The following is a 15,835-nucleotide window of genomic DNA, read 5'->3' as shown; positions in this document are numbered from 1 at the left end:
CAGAACCCATCCAGATGACCGCCCTGAAACAGTACCAGCGGATCGAAGCCACCGGTCTGTGGCGCCCCTCGCCCGATGAACAACGGCGCGAGGTTGTCGTCTCGATTGGTGAGGCCACGCTCACCATCTCGGATTTCAATGACCGGGCGTTGACGCATTGGTCACTGGCGGCGCTGGAACGGCAAAATCCGGGCGTCTTCCCGGCGATCTTCAACCCCGATGGCGACCCGGATGAGACGCTGGAGCTGGCCGAAAGCGAAAAGACCATGCTAGAAGCCATCGACCGGCTGCAACGCGCCATCGACAAGGCACGTCCGCATCCCGGGCGTCTGCGGTGGCTCAGCGTTGGGGGCGTTGTTGCCGCTGTTCTGGCGGTCATGCTGTTGTGGCTGCCCGGAGCGCTGCAAAGCCATGTGGTGTCCGTCGTGCCCGAGGTGAAGCGGCAGGAAATCGGCGGCGCGATTCTGAAACGGATCGAGCGTGTGTCGGGGCGTGCCTGTACCTCACGCGATGCGCAGGCGTCATTGGATCGGTTGGCGAAACGGACCGGCGTGCGGCAGATCATCATCCTGCCTGCAGGGGTGCAGGACAGCCTCAGCCTGCCGGGCGGTACCGTGCTACTCAGCCGGTCATTGGTCGAGGATCATGAGGATCCAGCCGTCGCCGCCGGATATGTTATTGCAGAACGGGCGCGGTCCGAACAGCAGGACCCGCTGGATGATTTGCTGGACCGGACGGGCGCGTCCTCGGCGTTTCGATTGCTGACAACCGGAGGGCTGACGCCTCAGATCGTCGACAGCTATACCGAACAGGTCTTGTCCGAACCCCGCCCCTCGGTCACGGATGAGGCGTTGCTGGCGATGTTCGCGCAGGCCGCCCTGCCCTCGACCCCTTATGCCTATGCACGTGACATCACCGGGGAAACCGTGCTGGGCCTGATCGAGGCCGACCCGATGGCCGGGCGCACGTTGGAACAGGTGTTGCCGGACCGCGATTGGGTCCGGCTACAGAATATCTGCGGCGAGTGATCCGCCTTACTTGGTGCCGAACATCCGGTCCCCGGCATCACCGAGACCGGGCATGATATAGCCTTTCGAGTTCAACTCGCGATCCAGCGCGGCGGTGACGATATGCACATCTGGATGCGCCTCTTTCATGCGTTCGACACCTTCGGGTGCGGCCAGCAGGCAGAGAAAGCGAATATCGGTCGCGCCCTGCTCTTTCAGCAGATCAATCGCGGCGGCAGAGCTGTTGCCGGTGGCCAGCATCGGGTCCACGGCGATGACCAGACGGTCTTTCAGCCCCTCGGGGGCCTTGAAGTAGTACTGAACGGGTTTCAGCGTTTCTTCATCGCGATATAGGCCGACAAATCCCACCCGTGCCGAGGGGATCAATTCCAGAACCCCATCCAGCATCCCGTTGCCCGCCCGCAGGATCGAGACTAGCGCCAGCTTCTTGCCGGCCAGAATGGGGGCGTCCATCTCCTCCATCGGGGTTTCGATATGCCGCGTCGTCAGCGGCATTTCCCGCGTGATCTCATAAGCCAACAGCAGCGTGATCTCGCGCAGCAACTGCCGGAACACGGCGGTCGAGGTGCCCTTGCCCCGCATGAGCGTCAGCTTGTGTTGCACCAGCGGGTGGTCGACGACGGTCAGGTGATCGCTCATGAGTTCTCCAGTCTTTTCTTGACCCGCGCGCGGGTGTCTTCGTCACAAAAAGCCGCGTTCAGGGCTGTTTCATTCAGCGCAGCAAAGTCTTCGGCGTCCCAGCCGAAGGCTGCGTGCAGCATCTCATATTCGCGCCGCATGGTGGTATGAAAAAAGGGCGGATCGTCGGTGGAAACGGTTACGTTGACGCCTGCATCGCGCAGCCTTGCAATCGGGTGGTCTGCGAAATCGGGAAACAGGCCAAGGACCACGTTTGATCCCGGACAGACCTCTAGCGTGATACCACGGTCGGTAATTTCGTGCACAAGGTCAGGATCTTCAATCGCGCGCACCCCGTGGCCGACGCGTTCCACACCAAGGTCGCGGATCGCATTGCGGACACTTTCCGGGCCGCCAAACTCGCCCGCATGGGTGGTGAGACGCAAACCCGCCTCGCGGGCGCAGTCGAAGGCCCATTTGAAATCCCCCTGGGTGCCCACGGATTCGTTGCCGCCCATGCCAAACCCGGTGATCCAGTCGCCTGCGGTTTCCGCCGCGCAATGGGCGCTGCGTTTGGCCTGTTCTGGTCCGAAATGACGGACACAGGTGACGACGCCGCGCAGGGTGATGCCAAACTTGCGCTCAGCCTCGTCAGCGGCGTCCTGAATGGCCGTCAGATAGTCACGCCAGGCATGAAGATCCCCGCCGCCGCAGAAATCCGGGCTGAGAAAGGTTTCTGAATAAACAATACCATTTGCGGCGCTTTCTTCAAGTATCGCCAGCGTCAGACGGCGGAAATCCTCGGGCGTTTTGAGAACCTCACAAGCGGCCTCATACACGCTGAGGAAATGGGCGAAATCACGAAAGTAATAGCTGCCGTCAGGTTTGAAAATCCCGCTCAGGTCAACGCGCTTTTCATGGGCGAGTTGGCGGATAAAGGCGGGCGGGGCCGCGCCTTCGTGGTGCAGGTGCAATTCGATTTTGGGCAGATCCGCAACGGTCATAGAAAGCTTCTCCCCGGCCCTTGCGCCGGTACGTTCAGGTGATGGGCAATGCTGGTGGCGACGTCGGCGAATGCGATTTGCCCGATCTGGCCGCTGCCTTTTCCAGCGACCATAACAGGCACCTGTTCGCGCGTGTGGTCGGTTCCGGTCCAGCTGGGATCGTTGCCGTGATCGGCGGTCAGCAGCAGCAGGTCGTCCGGGCGCAGCTTTTGCAGGATCACGCCGATTTCCCGGTCGAACCATTCCAGAGCCCGCGCATAGCCGCTAATGTCGCGGCGGTGACCATAGAGGCTGTCGAATTCGACGAAATTGGCGAAGGTCAGGCTGCCCTCTTCGGCGTGGTCCACCAGATCGGACAGGTGCCTCATCAACTCGGCGTCCGAACCTTTGCGCAGCGTGTCGATCCCTTGCATCGAAAAGATGTCGCCGATCTTGCCTACCGCATGCACCTTGCGCCCGGCATCCTGCACCCAATTGGTCAGCACCGGAGCAGGCGGCAGGATCGCGAAATCCTTCCGGTTAGTGGTGCGGGTGAAACCGTCCTCAGGCGATCCGACAAAGGGCCGTGCAATCACCCGACCCACTTTCATCTGGTGCAAACGCGGCGCGAGCGTCCGGCACATCTCAAGCAGACGGTCGAGGCCAAAGCTGCCTTCATGCGCGGCGATCTGGAACACGCTGTCGGCAGAGGTGTAGCAAATCGGCCAGCCGGTGCGCATATGTTCGGCCCCCAGTTCCGCGATGATCGCGGTACCCGAGGCGTGGCAGTCGCCCAAAATGCCATCGGCGCCCGCCGCCTCGGCTGCGGCGCGGCTCAGATCAGCGGGAAAGGCCGGGGTGGTGTCGGGGAAATAGTGCCAATCCCACGGTACGGGCAGCCCGGCCAGTTCCCAATGGCCCGAGGGCGTGTCCTTGCCCGGCGAACGTTCGCGCGCGCATCCCCAGAGGCCCGAAGGATCAGCATCAAGCCCCGGCGTATCCTCCCCCGACGCCAGACGCGCCGCAGCACCAAGGCCCAACGCGTCCAGATTGGGCAGGTCTAGCGGGCCAGAGCGCCCGTCCTCGGCGCGACCCTCGGCACAGGCCTGCGCGATATGTGCGACCGTGTTGGCCCCAGTGTCCGGCACGTCGCCATTGAAATACTGGCCCGCATCCGGCGCGCCGCCGATGCCGACCGAGTCCATGACGACCAGAAAAGCCCGGCTCATGCGGTGATCCTTTCATGAACCAGCGTCGGGGTCATCGGTGCATCATCGCCGATCGAGATGGCTTGCAGGATCGTTTCTGCGGCCTGCCGCGCGGCGTCTTCACGCGCTGCATACACCACGGCCAAGGGCGCGCCTTTGTCGACTTTGTCGCCCAGCCGGACAATGCCGGACATACCGACCGCCGGGTCGATCACGTCACTTTCGACCTGCCGACCACCGCCCAAGGCAACCACGGCAAGGCCCAATGCCTCGCCATTTATCGCGTTGATATACCCACCGCGCGGGGCTTGAACCTCGAGGATCACGCTGGCTTCGGGCAGGAAGCGTGACCAGTTTTCGACGAACTGCAGCGGCCCGCCGACAGCGGCCATCATGCGGCCAAACCGCTCAGCTGCCCGCCCGTCGCGGATGACGTCGGTGATCTTGTCGCGCCCCTCATCAGCCGTGGCGACCATGCCCGCATCGGCCAGCAATACGCCACCCAACTCGGCCGAAATTTCGGCCAGCGGCGCGTAATGCGCATTTGTCAGAACATTCATCACCTCGGCCACTTCCAGCGCATTGCCCAGCGCCGGGGCCAAGGGTTGATGCATATCGGTGATCACGGCCGAAGTCCGGCACCCAGCCGCATTCGCGGTCTCGGTCAGGGCCTGTGCCAGCTTGCGCGCCTCGTCCAGCGTTTTCATGAACGCGCCGCTGCCGACTTTGACATCGAGCACCAATGCCTCGGGGCTGGCCGCCAGTTTCTTGGACAGGATTGACGCGGTGATCAGATCGAGGCTTTCGACCGTCGCCGTGACATCCCGGATCGCATACAGCCGCTTGTCGGCCGGTGCGATCTGACCGGTTGCGCCAACAATCGCGGCCCCGGTTTCGCTTAGTATCTGGGCCAGGCGGTCCTGCCCGATCTGCGTGGTGACACCGGGAATTGCTTCAAGCTTGTCCAGCGTGCCACCTGTATGACCAAGGCCCCGCCCGGAAATCATCGGAACATAGGCCCCGCATTCCGCCAGCGCCGGGGCCAGTATCAGGCTGACGCAATCCCCCACCCCGCCAGTCGAGTGTTTGTCGATCACCGGCCCATCCACATCCCAACTCAGGACATCGCCGCTGTCGCGCATGGCTAGGGTCAGGTCGGCACGTCCCTGCGCGCCCAGCCCGCCCATGCAAACCGCCATCGCAAAGGCCCCGGCCTGCGCGTCGCTGACCCCGCCATCGGCCAGACCTTGCGCGAACCATGTCAATTCTTCGCCGGTCGGCACCTCATGCCGGCGCAGTTTTGCGATGATCGAGCGGGCATCCATTGGCTCAGGCGTCCTGCATATGGGACGCGTCGAACGCGCCCGGCAGAAGATCACCAATGGTGGTTTCCAGTTCCATCCCCCCGGTCGTCGCCAGCGTGACCTTCACGTCGCGCGCGCCAAACTCGGCCAGTTTCTGGCGGCACCCCCCGCAGGGCGGCACCGGTTGCGGGCTTTGGGCCACGACGTAGACCTCGGCCAGTTCGGTCTCACCTGCGGCAACCATGGCGGCTATCGCCCCTGCTTCGGCACAGGTGCCTTCGGGATAAGCCACGTTTTCGACGTTGCAGCCGACGTAAAGCGTACCGGACCCCGACAGGATCGCCGCGCCCACCTTGAAGTTCGAATAAGGCGCATGGGCGTTTTCGCGAACCTTCAGGGCAGCATCTTTGAGCGACATGGCGATTCCCCAATTTTTGATCAGTTGGTCAGAAAAACGTACCCTAATAGCAAGCGCCGGGGAAGTTGAAGCCCCCAGCATGTGTTTTTCGCCTATTCCAGCATTGTGTTGAAGGTTCCCGGTAATGTCACTTCCAGCAATTCGATATCCTCGGACGGGTCCGCCAGCCGCGTGCGCATTCCCGGCGGAATAACAAAGGCATCCCCCTGTTCCAGCCGGTATGGCTCGCGCCCTTCGCCTTCCAACGTAACCTCTCCGGTCATGACGAAGGTAAAGTGAATGTCGGTATCATGGCTGGCCCAAACCGGGTCCCCCTGCCCACGGCGGATGACCTGTACCCCGGCCACGCCTTTGGTGTTTTCGGCAATCGTCGTGTCGCGGCAAACATAGCCCGGCAGCCGGAAGGGTATCCACTCGGCATCCTTGGCCTGATTGTAGACAAAGCGTTGGCCCTGCCATTCCCGGTCCGGACGCAAATGAGGCGTCGGCAACTCCATCTCATGATCAATCTCGGTGACATGCTCGGCCGGAACGCCGATCTCGATCACCTGCACGTTGTCCGAGGCTTCCAGCACACGGTGGCGGATTTCCGGGGGCTGGATAAAGCAATCCCCGGCGGTCAGGCGCATCTTGTCACCCTGATCTTCGTAGACAACATCGACCCAGCCATGGATGCAGAAGATCAGCTGAAAACCCACCTTGTGGAAATGCACCATATCCGGCACCGGCCCGCCATCGGGGATGCGGATATGGCTGGCGATGATCGAGCCGCCCAAACGATCCGGAACGAGGTCGCGATAGTGCATCCCGGCTCGCCCGATGATCCAAGGGGCCTGATCTTTAAGGCGACGGACGACAAAGGAATGGACCGTTTCGGGCATGACCAGCGGCGGGTCGCGGTCTTCAATCTCGATTCGGGTTCCGTTTGGCGCGATCAAAACCCTTTCGCCGCCGGCAAATGCATCGGGGTCTTCGGTCAGGATGCGAAGCGTTCCGGCACCTTCAGGCGCATCTTTTTCGATGCGCAGACGCAACCCATGACCTGAGAACACGGCAGTCCGCGGATCGTCTGCGGGATAGATCATATCCATCCGCATCCCCAGAACCTTGGTGTAAAATGGGATGTCGTCCCTTAGCTCATTCGTTGGTAAGCGGAACTCGGCTATCGTCTGGTTCGAACGCAAAGGGCGCATCGGGCAGTGTCTCGTGCTGTTGGTGTTTACGCCATCCGATCAGAACCGAAGCGAAAATGCCAATCGAAAACAATAGCTCGAGCGTTTCTTCCACAACAAAAAGCCGCATCAGCGTCAGTTGGGAAAAGTCCGTATATTTGGGCCGTGCGACCTGATCCACAACTTGCGCCACGACGACAGCCAACACTGCCAAAGCAAAAACGGTAAGGAATGGCGCACGGGCCTTGCGGGCTTTCCAGATCGTTGGGATCCCGTGCCAGACCACTCCGAACAGCAAGACCAGACCCAGAACCACCCGCACCCAAGTGGGATCGAGCATGTTGTCAATCGCGTTGAATACAGCCGCAAGCGAGCTGTCTGCGGCGAAGATCTCGGTGTCGATCTCTCGCTCTGCCAGAAGGAAACAGCCCAGCGAAATATACACTCGCGGCAACCCCTTCAAAGTTACCAACGCCGCCACAGCCGCGCCGAACAGCATCACAGCCGATGCAATCTCGACAATCCCGCCTTCATTAACATGCGTGATCGCCCAGGTTGGCCACAGTATCCCAACCACGCAAAACAGCAGCGTCGCCAACATGACACAATGGGTCACCGCAACGCCGGTTGCGGGTGCAAATCGAACGGGCAGAGTCAAACGCTCTGCTTTGGTTTCAGTGCTGAAAGTCATGCCTATCTTGGTTCTGCTGGTTCGGCAGTTTGAGTGAGTGGATTTGGCCGAATGTAAATATTTTACAACGGAAATCAACCAAGCCCGGATTAAGAGACATCAAGCTGTGATAGGTGACGCAACGTAGCCAAGCCGCAAAAACTCGGTTACCACACGGTTAGATACCAGAAGGGAGCCGTATCGCTGATGTCTGACTCACGCAGCCAAAGACAAGCCGCGCTTGACTATCACGCCCATCCAAAACCCGGAAAGCTTGAGATCAAGGCCACAAAGCCAATGGCCAATGGTCGCGATCTGGCCCGCGCCTATTCGCCCGGCGTGGCCGAGGCGAGCCTTGAGATCAAGGCCGATGCGTCGAACGCGGAGCTTTATACCTCGCGCGGGAATCTGGTGGCTGTGGTGTCGAACGGAACGGCTGTTCTGGGGTTGGGCAATATCGGCGCGCTGGCCTCGAAGCCGGTGATGGAGGGCAAGGCGGTCCTGTTCAAGAAATTCGCCGGAATCGACTGTTTCGACATCGAAGTCGATCAGCCCGACCCGGAAAAGCTGGCCGATATCGTCTGCGCGCTTGAACCCACGTTCGGCGCAATCAATCTGGAAGACATCAAGGCCCCGGATTGCTTTGTCGTCGAAAAGCTGTGCCGCGAGCGCATGAACATCCCCGTCTTTCACGACGACCAGCATGGCACGGCCATTGTGGTCGGAGCAGCCGCCAAAAACGCGCTGCACGTCGCCGGCAAGTCCTTCGAGGACATCAAGATCGTCTCGACCGGCGGTGGCGCGGCGGGCATCGCGTGTCTGAGCATGTTGGTCAAGCTTGGCGTGAAGCGCGAAAACATCTGGCTGTGCGACATTCACGGGCTGGTCTATGAGGGCCGCGAAGAGGATATGAACCCGCACAAGGATCAGTTCGCGCAGAAATCCGACCTGCGCACGCTGGACGACGTGATCGATGGGGCCGATCTGTTTCTGGGTCTCAGCGGCCCGAACGTTCTGAAGCCCGAAATGGTCAGCCGAATGGCCGATCAGCCGATCATCTTCGCGTTGGCCAACCCGACCCCGGAAATTCTGCCCCAAGCCGCGCGCGAGGTCGCGCCGGATGCGATCATCGCCACAGGGCGCAGCGATTTTCCCAATCAGGTGAACAACGTCCTGTGCTTTCCGTTCATCTTCCGCGGCGCGCTGGACGTTGGCGCGACCGAGATCAATGACGAGATGCAAATCGCCTGCGTCGATGGTATCGCCGAAATGGCCCGCGCCACCACCAGCGCCGAGGCTGCCGCTGCTTATAAGGGCGAGCAGCTGAATTTCGGCCCGGACTATCTGATCCCCAAACCCTTTGATCCGCGTCTGGTGGGCGTTGTGTCCTCGGCTGTGGCGCGCGCAGCGATGGACAGCGGCGTTGCCAAACGTCCGATCAAGGATCTGGATGCCTACAGGGAAAAGCTGAACCAGACCGTCTTCAAATCCGCCCTGCTGATGCGGCCTGTGTTCGAAGCCGCCGCTGCAGCCTCGCGCCGGATCGTGTTTGCCGAAGGCGAGGATGAACGGGTCCTGCGTGCCGCGCAGGCCGTTCTGGAAGAAACCACCGAAACACCGATCCTGATCGGACGGCCCGAGGTGATCGATGCCCGCTGCGACCGGCTGGGCCTGACCATCCGCCCCGGCAAGGACTGTCAGATCGTGAACCCGGAGAACGACCCGCGCTATTACGACTATTGGAGCTCGTACCACAAGATCATGCAACGCCGGGGCGTGACGCCGGATCTGGCCAAGGCCATCATGCGCACCAATACAACCGCCATTGGGGCGATCATGGTGCACCGGGGGGAAGCGGACAGCATGATCTGCGGCACGTTCGGCGAATATCGCTGGCACCTGAACTATGTCGAGCAGGTGCTGAACAAGGGCGACCTGCGTCCGCATGGCGCGCTGTCGCTGATGATTCTGGAAGACGGCCCCCTGTTCATTGCCGACACCCATGTCCGGCAATTGCCAACGCCCGAGGAACTGGCCGAATCCACCATAGGCGCGGCCCGCCATGTGCGGCGTTTCGGGCTGGAGCCCAAAATCGCCTTCTGTTCGCAATCTCAGTTCGGCAATCAGGCCGAAGGCTCGGGCAAACGCCTGCGTGCTGCCATCGAAATACTCGATCAGCGACCAAGAGATTTCATCTACGAAGGCGAGATGAACCTTGATGCCGCGCTGGACCCGGAGCTCAGGGCCCGGATCTTCCCGGCCTCGCGTTTGGAAGGGGCGGCAAATGTGTTGGTCTTTGCCCATGCCGATGCGGCAAGCGGAGTGCGGAACATTCTGAAGATGAAAGCCGACGGGATCGAGGTTGGTCCGATTCTGATGGGTATGGGAAACAAAGCCCATATCGTGACACCGTCGATCACAGCGCGCGGGTTGCTGAACATGGCGGCCATCGCCGGCACCCCAGTCGCACATTACGGCTGATGCGATGCGCGATTATGAAGCCGAACGCCTGCTTTGGCGTTCGGCGAGTCGTCGCCTTTGCACAGAAAAGTTAACAAATTTGCAATTTCCGCAAGGTTATTCAACTAAGCCCAAAAAACCAAACGGGTTTGCAATAATTTGCAGATCATTCCGAACCGAACTGCAAAGATTTTGCGATAAACTGACGCGGCGTCACAAGCGCCGCTTGTTTGATACGCGGCGGATACCTAACAACGTGCTCAGTGCTTTGGGAGGAAGACAAAATGGCATATCAGGACGTTTACGATAGCTGGAAAAACGACCCCGAGGCGTTCTGGATGGACGCTGCAAAAGGGATCGATTGGGACAAACCTCCGAGCAAAGCGCTGTTTGACGATAACGCCCCGCTTTATGAATGGTTCAGTGACGCGCAGGTCAATACCTGCTGGAACGCCGTCGACCGCCACGTCGAAAACGGGCGCGGCGAGCAGACCGCCATTATCTATGACAGCCCGATCACCCATACCAAGCGCGAGATCTCATATGTCGAGCTGCGCAACCGCGTCGCCACCCTGGCCGGGGCGTTGCGGGCCAAGGGCATCGAAAAGGGCGACCGGGTCATCATCTATATGCCGATGATCCCCGAAGCGCTTGAGGCGATGCTGGCCTGCGCCCGACTGGGTGCCGTGCATTCGGTGGTGTTCGGCGGTTTTGCCAGCAACGAACTGGCCGTCCGCATCGATGACGCACAGCCCAAGGCGATCATCGCCGCCTCATGCGGGATGGAGCCGGGCCGCGTGGTGCACTACAAACCCCTGCTGGACGGCGCCATCGACATGGCAAAGCACAAGCCCGAGTTCTGCGTGATTTTCCAGCGTGAACAAGAGGTTGCGCAACTGATTGAAGGACGCGACTTCAATTGGCACGGCTTCCAATACGGCGTTGAACCGGCGGAATGCGTGCCGGTTGCGGGCAATGATCCGGCCTATATCCTCTATACCTCGGGTACCACGGGTGCGCCGAAAGGGGTTGTGCGACCAACCGCCGGGCATCTGGTTGCGCTGAACTGGTCGATGAAGAACATCTACAATGTCGATCCGGGCGATGTGTTCTGGGCGGCCTCGGATGTGGGCTGGGTCGTGGGGCATTCCTACATCTGCTATGCCCCGCTGATCCACGGCAACACCACCATCGTGTTCGAAGGCAAACCTGTCGGCACCCCCGACGCGGGCACCTTCTGGCGGGTGATCTCGGAACACAATGTCCGTAGCTTTTTCACCGCCCCCACCGCCATCCGCGCCGTCAAGCGCGAGGACCCCAAAGGCGAGATGCTGGCCAAATATGACCTGTCCGGCTTGCGCGCGCTGTATCTGGCGGGCGAACGCGCTGACCCCGATACGATCATCTGGGCCCAGGACGCGCTGAAGGTTCCGGTGATCGACCACTGGTGGCAGACCGAAACCGGATGGACCATTGCTGGCAACCCATTGGGGATCGAGGAATTGCCGACCAAACTTGGCTCGCCCGCCAAACCGATGCCCGGCTATGATGTGCAAATCCTGGACGAGGGCGGCCACCCGATGAAACCGGGTGAGTTGGGCGCGATTGCCGTGAAACTCCCCCTCCCCCCCGGCACGTTGCCAACGCTGTGGAATGCCGAGGACCGTTTCCGGAAATCCTATCTGGAACACTTCCCCGGATACTACGAAACCGGCGACGCAGGCATGATCGACGAGGATGGATACCTCTATATCATGGCGCGCACCGACGATGTGATCAACGTGGCGGGCCACCGCTTGTCGACCGGCGGGATGGAGGAGGTACTGGCCGCCCATCCCGACGTCGCAGAATGCGCAGTGATTGGCGTCTCGGATCAGCTGAAAGGCCAGATGCCGGTCGGCTTCCTGTGTCTGAACGCGGGTGCCGCACGCGATCATGGCGACGTGGTTCAGGAGGTCGTCAAGATGGTCCGCGACAAGATCGGGCCGGTCGCGGCCTTCAAGCTGGCTGTCGTGGTGGATCGTTTGCCCAAAACCCGCTCGGGCAAGATCCTGCGCGGCACCATGGTGTCGATTGCCGACGGGCAGGACTACAAGATGCCTGCAACCATTGATGATCCGGCCATTCTGGACGAGATCAAAGCGGCCCTGCAAACCATCGGATACGCGCAATAAGTCCGGGGCGGCCTGCACCGCCCCCCTTGCAACCGGATACAGGCCCCCTACTGTCACGATCAGACAGTGAGGGCCCATGACACAAAGCGATATCTGGCGTCTCAGCGCCACCGAGTTGACACAGCTGATCCGCAGCGGCGACTTGAGCGCCAAAACCGCAACACAAGCCGCGATTGATCGGATGCATGCGGTCAATCCCAGCCTCAATGCAGTGGTCGAAGACCTGAGCGATCAGGCGCTTGACCGTGCCCGAGATCTGGATCAGGCGCGTGCAAAGGGCGAAGATCCCGGCCCGTTGTTCGGCGTCCCGGTCACGATCAAAGTGAATGTCGATCAAAAGGGCCACGCCACCACAAACGGCGTGGTCGCGTTGAAAGACGTGATCGCGCCGGATGACGCCCCGGTTGTGTCGAACCTGCAAAAGGCCGGGGCCATTGTGATCGGCCGCACGAACACGCCAGAGTTTTCCTTCCGCGCCGATACGGACAACCCGCTATACGGGCGCACCCATAACCCCTGGGGTCAGCATATCTCGCCCGGGGGATCGTCTGGTGGGGCCGGTGCTGCCGTGATGGCGGGTATCGGCGCGCTGGCTCACGGCAATGACATCGGTGGCAGCCTCAGGTTTCCCGCCGCCGCCAATGGCGCGGTTACGGTCAAGCCCGGCCTGGGTCGCGTGCCCGCCTGGAACCCCAGCCAAAAGGCCGAGCGCGGATCGCTGGCCCAATCCATGTCGGTGCAAGGGCTGTTGACCCGGTCCGCTGCGGATCTGCACCTGTCGATGCCCAGCCTGATCGCGCCCGACGCACGGGACCCTTTCCACGTGCCGATGCCTTGGCGCGGGGACGATCTGGAAGGGCCGATCAAAGTTGCCTTTACCAAAAACACCTTTGGCTACGCCCTTCTCCCCGAGGTCGAAAAGGCGCTGGACACCGCGCGCGATGCGCTGGCGGATGCCGGGTATCTGGTGGAAGAAATCGATCCGCCCGATGTCTTTGAATGCGGGCGGATCGGCTATCGCTCGTTGATGGGCGAAGTGCTGACGCTGATGAAGTCGGATGTCGAGGCTGCGGGCTCTCAGACCATTCAGGACATCTTCGACGTCTATTTTCAGGAATTCCCGCCTATCGTCGAAACCGAGTTGCTTAGGATGCTGGCCAAACGCAGCCATTATGCGCGCGAATGGTCGCTGTTTCTACAGGATTACCCGCTGGTCCTGTCGCCCTTCCTGCCGCAACCCTTCTTCAAGCCGGACCGCGACACCGAAGGGGCCGAAGGCGTGCATGAGGTTCTGGGCTGCGCCGTTTATTCCTACGCGATGAACTTTCTGGGCCTGCCCGCCGCCTGCGTCCCTGCCCGTCTGGCTCAGTTGCCGAAAGGTCCGCAGCCCATCAATGTCCAGATTGCCGCGCGGCGCTGGCGCGAAGATCTGGCCGTGGACGCTGCCGCCGCCATCGAAGAACGTGTCGGGCAGATGTGTCTGCCACTATGGGACAGGCTTTCAGACGGGTAACCGCCCCAAACAAAATAGACCCCGGGTTATTGGGCCCGGGGTCCAGCTGCTTAAATATGCCCGGATTTCTGATGACGAGCGTAGCACCACCCACCCTCGCCAGCGCGAAATTTACGCAACCATTCGAAAACGCCGTACAGGTGGCCACTCACTCCCACCATAGCGTGATCTCCGAGCACGGTCAGATTAGCCAATCCGTAACGAATGCCGTGTGAACTTCTTCACACAAGAGAAAATAAATCTAAAAAAATCGCAGTTTAGGTGAATTGCTCAGAGATTAAGCGCTCTTCCAGACCATGGCCCGGGTCAAACAGGATGCGATGGGTGATTGCAGGCTCTGACCGAATCTCAACCCAGTCGATATCCGGGATTGAAATGGAATCAGCGTCGGCCATGACGGGGCGTTTGTCTGCGTCCAGAACGTCGAATCGAACCTTGGCAATCTTCGGCAGCAAAGCCCCCCGCCAGCGGCGCGGCCGGAATGCGGCAATTGCGGTCAAGGCAAGGACGTCCGCCCCGATTGGCAGAATCGGACCATGGGCCGAGTAGTTATACGCCGTCGAACCGGCAGGCGTGGACAGAAGCGCACCGTCGCAGACCAGTTCCGCCATCCGCTCGCGCCCATCGACGCTGATTTTCAACCGTGCGGCTTGCGGGCCTGCGCGCAGCAGTGAGACCTCGTTGATCGCCAATGCCTCGTGCAGCTTTCCCGATTGGTCCATGGCCCGCATGGCCAGCGGGTTGATGACCTCTTCCTGCGCATCGGCAAGACGGGCCATCAGGTCCTCTTCGTGGAAATTGTTCATCAGGAACCCGATTGTGCCACGATTCATACCGTATACCGGCGCGTCGAGATGCTGCATGTTCTTCAATGTGCGCAACATGAAACCGTCACCGCCCAGGGCAACCACAACCTCGGCGTCGCGCGGGGCGGCATTGCCATATTGTTCAATCAGGCGATCGCGGGCGTCCTGCGCCATCTCGGCCTCACTGGCGAGGAAGGCGATTCTTTTTTTCATTGGGTCTGGTTTCCGGTGCTACACATTTGGTTCCGAAACAAACATACCTTTCCTCAATAGGCCAGACTTGACGCCGCAGCGGGCCAAATCGTCGCTTTATGCCTTTTGCCGATGGTGGGTTTCCGATAGGAAATCCGCAAGTTTTTACCCCAGTCTATGGAGCGCAAATGAACGCCAACCTTCGTGATACGGGCTTTTTCACCCAATCCCTGTCCGACCGCGACCCGGAACTTTTCGGCTCGATCACATCCGAGCTGGGCCGCCAGCGCGATGAGATCGAGCTGATCGCGTCCGAGAACATCGTCTCTGCCGCCGTGATGGAGGCGCAGGGCTCGGTGATGACCAACAAATACGCCGAGGGCTATCCCGGTCGCCGCTATTATGGCGGCTGCCAGTTCGTCGATATCGCCGAGAATCTGGCCATTGACCGCGCCAAGGAACTGTTTGGCTGCGGCTTTGCCAATGTGCAGCCGAACTCTGGCTCTCAGGCCAACCAGGGCGTGTTTCAGGCCCTGATCCAGCCCGGCGACACCATTCTGGGCATGAGCCTGGATGCCGGTGGTCACCTGACCCACGGCGCCCGCCCGAACCAGTCGGGCAAGTGGTTCAACGCGGTGCAATATGGCGTCCGCAAAGAAGACAACATGCTGGACTATGATCAGGTCGAGGCGCTGGCGAAGGAACACCAGCCCAAGCTGATCATCGCCGGAGGCTCGGCCATCCCGCGTCAGATCGACTTTGCCCGCATGCGGGAAATCGCCGACATGGTCGGCGCGTATCTGCACGTGGACATGGCGCACTTTGCCGGTCTGGTGGCAGCGGGCGAACACCCCTCTCCTTTCCCGCATGCGCATGTGGCGACCACGACGACTCACAAAACCCTGCGTGGTCCGCGTGGGGGTATGATCCTGACCAATGATGAAGATATCGCTAAGAAAGTGAACTCGGCGATTTTCCCCGGCATTCAGGGCGGCCCGCTGATGCATGTGATCGCGGCCAAGGCCGTGGCCTTTGGCGAGGCGCTGCGGCCCGAGTTCAAAAGCTACATCCAGCAGGTCGTGACCAACGCGCAGGCGCTGTCGGACCAGCTGATCAAGGGCGGTCTGGACACGGTGACCCACGGCACCGACACCCATGTGGTGCTGGTCGATCTGCGGCCCAAGGGCGTCAAGGGCAACGCCACCGAAAAGGCTCTGGGCCGGGCGCATATCACCTGCAACAAGAACGGCGTGCCGTTTGACCCCGAAAAGCCGACCATCACGTCGGGC

The 15,835-nt window shown here is 60.8% G+C and carries 13 protein-coding genes; 5 read left to right on the top strand and 8 right to left on the bottom strand.

Translation table 11 applies throughout. The annotated features are described in order from the left end of the window. The first annotated feature begins 14 nt into the window (after window positions 1-14). A complete protein-coding gene (locus tag ACR0MO_RS00065) occupies window positions 15-1,028 on the top strand; it encodes a hypothetical protein (RefSeq protein ID WP_170449339.1) in 1,014 nt (337 codons plus the stop codon). Between the two features lie 6 nt (window positions 1,029-1,034). Here ACR0MO_RS00065 and upp read toward each other — a convergent pair whose 3' ends face one another. From upp to ACR0MO_RS00030, 7 genes are all read right to left on the bottom strand, one after another. Next, a complete protein-coding gene (upp, locus tag ACR0MO_RS00060) occupies window positions 1,035-1,667 on the bottom strand; it encodes a uracil phosphoribosyltransferase (RefSeq protein ID WP_170449337.1) in 633 nt (210 codons plus the stop codon). Then, the gene (locus ACR0MO_RS00055) at window positions 1,664-2,650 is read right to left on the bottom strand and encodes an adenosine deaminase (protein ID WP_480889177.1); all 987 of its coding nucleotides are present in this window, start codon (window positions 2,648-2,650) and stop codon (window positions 1,664-1,666) included. Before ACR0MO_RS00055 ends, upp begins: the two co-directional genes overlap by 4 nt. Then, window positions 2,647-3,858: a phosphopentomutase gene (locus tag ACR0MO_RS00050; RefSeq protein ID WP_170449333.1), complete on the bottom strand. Its 1,212-nt coding sequence runs from the start codon at window positions 3,856-3,858 to the stop codon at window positions 2,647-2,649. The genes ACR0MO_RS00055 and ACR0MO_RS00050 overlap by 4 nt, the downstream gene beginning before the upstream one ends. Continuing rightward, window positions 3,855-5,162 carry a thymidine phosphorylase gene (locus ACR0MO_RS00045; RefSeq protein ID WP_170449330.1) on the bottom strand — a complete coding sequence of 436 codons (1,308 nt, stop codon included), beginning with the start codon at window positions 5,160-5,162 and terminating at the stop codon, window positions 3,855-3,857. The genes ACR0MO_RS00050 and ACR0MO_RS00045 overlap by 4 nt, the downstream gene beginning before the upstream one ends. Before the next feature lie 4 nt (window positions 5,163-5,166). Next, window positions 5,167-5,559 carry a cytidine deaminase gene (locus ACR0MO_RS00040; RefSeq protein WP_170449329.1) on the bottom strand — a complete coding sequence of 131 codons (393 nt, stop codon included), beginning with the start codon at window positions 5,557-5,559 and terminating at the stop codon, window positions 5,167-5,169. A 92-nt stretch (window positions 5,560-5,651) separates the two neighbouring features. Continuing rightward, on the bottom strand, window positions 5,652-6,752 hold the full coding sequence (locus tag ACR0MO_RS00035) for a cupin domain-containing protein (protein WP_170622087.1): 1,101 nt from the start codon (window positions 6,750-6,752) through the stop codon (window positions 5,652-5,654). After that, window positions 6,697-7,422, bottom strand: coding sequence for a hypothetical protein (locus tag ACR0MO_RS00030; protein ID WP_170449325.1), 726 nt, complete (start codon window positions 7,420-7,422; stop codon window positions 6,697-6,699). Before ACR0MO_RS00030 ends, ACR0MO_RS00035 begins: the two co-directional genes overlap by 56 nt. Before the next feature lie 186 nt (window positions 7,423-7,608). On the opposite strand from ACR0MO_RS00030, the gene ACR0MO_RS00025 reads away from it, so the two are divergent. The 3 genes from ACR0MO_RS00025 (at window position 7,609) to ACR0MO_RS00015 (ending at window position 13,548) form a co-directional block, all read left to right on the top strand. Beyond that, window positions 7,609-9,882 (top strand): NADP-dependent malic enzyme, encoded by a 2,274-nt coding sequence (locus ACR0MO_RS00025; protein ID WP_170449323.1) that lies wholly within the window; start codon window positions 7,609-7,611, stop codon window positions 9,880-9,882. A 263-nt stretch (window positions 9,883-10,145) separates the two neighbouring features. Continuing rightward, window positions 10,146-12,035, top strand: a complete 1,890-nt coding sequence (gene prpE / locus ACR0MO_RS00020) for a propionate-CoA ligase PrpE (protein WP_170449321.1) — start codon at window positions 10,146-10,148, stop codon at window positions 12,033-12,035. Window positions 12,036-12,111: 76 nt separating this feature from the next. Then, window positions 12,112-13,548: an amidase family protein gene (locus ACR0MO_RS00015; protein WP_480889174.1), complete on the top strand. Its 1,437-nt coding sequence runs from the start codon at window positions 12,112-12,114 to the stop codon at window positions 13,546-13,548. A gap of 257 nt (window positions 13,549-13,805) precedes the next feature. Here the strand turns inward: ACR0MO_RS00015 and ACR0MO_RS00010 are convergent, their stop codons facing one another. After that, on the bottom strand, window positions 13,806-14,567 hold the full coding sequence (locus ACR0MO_RS00010) for an NAD kinase (RefSeq protein WP_480889172.1): 762 nt from the start codon (window positions 14,565-14,567) through the stop codon (window positions 13,806-13,808). Window positions 14,568-14,734: 167 nt separating this feature from the next. Between ACR0MO_RS00010 and glyA the strand changes: the two genes are divergently transcribed. Further along, on the top strand, window positions 14,735-15,835 hold a 1,101-nt coding region (gene glyA / locus ACR0MO_RS00005; protein ID WP_480889169.1), incomplete at its 3' end, for a serine hydroxymethyltransferase.

This window comes from Ruegeria sp. K5, assembly GCF_056531805.1.
The sequence above is the reverse complement of the archived record's forward strand: the minus strand, read 5'-3'. Positions and strand labels throughout refer to the sequence as shown.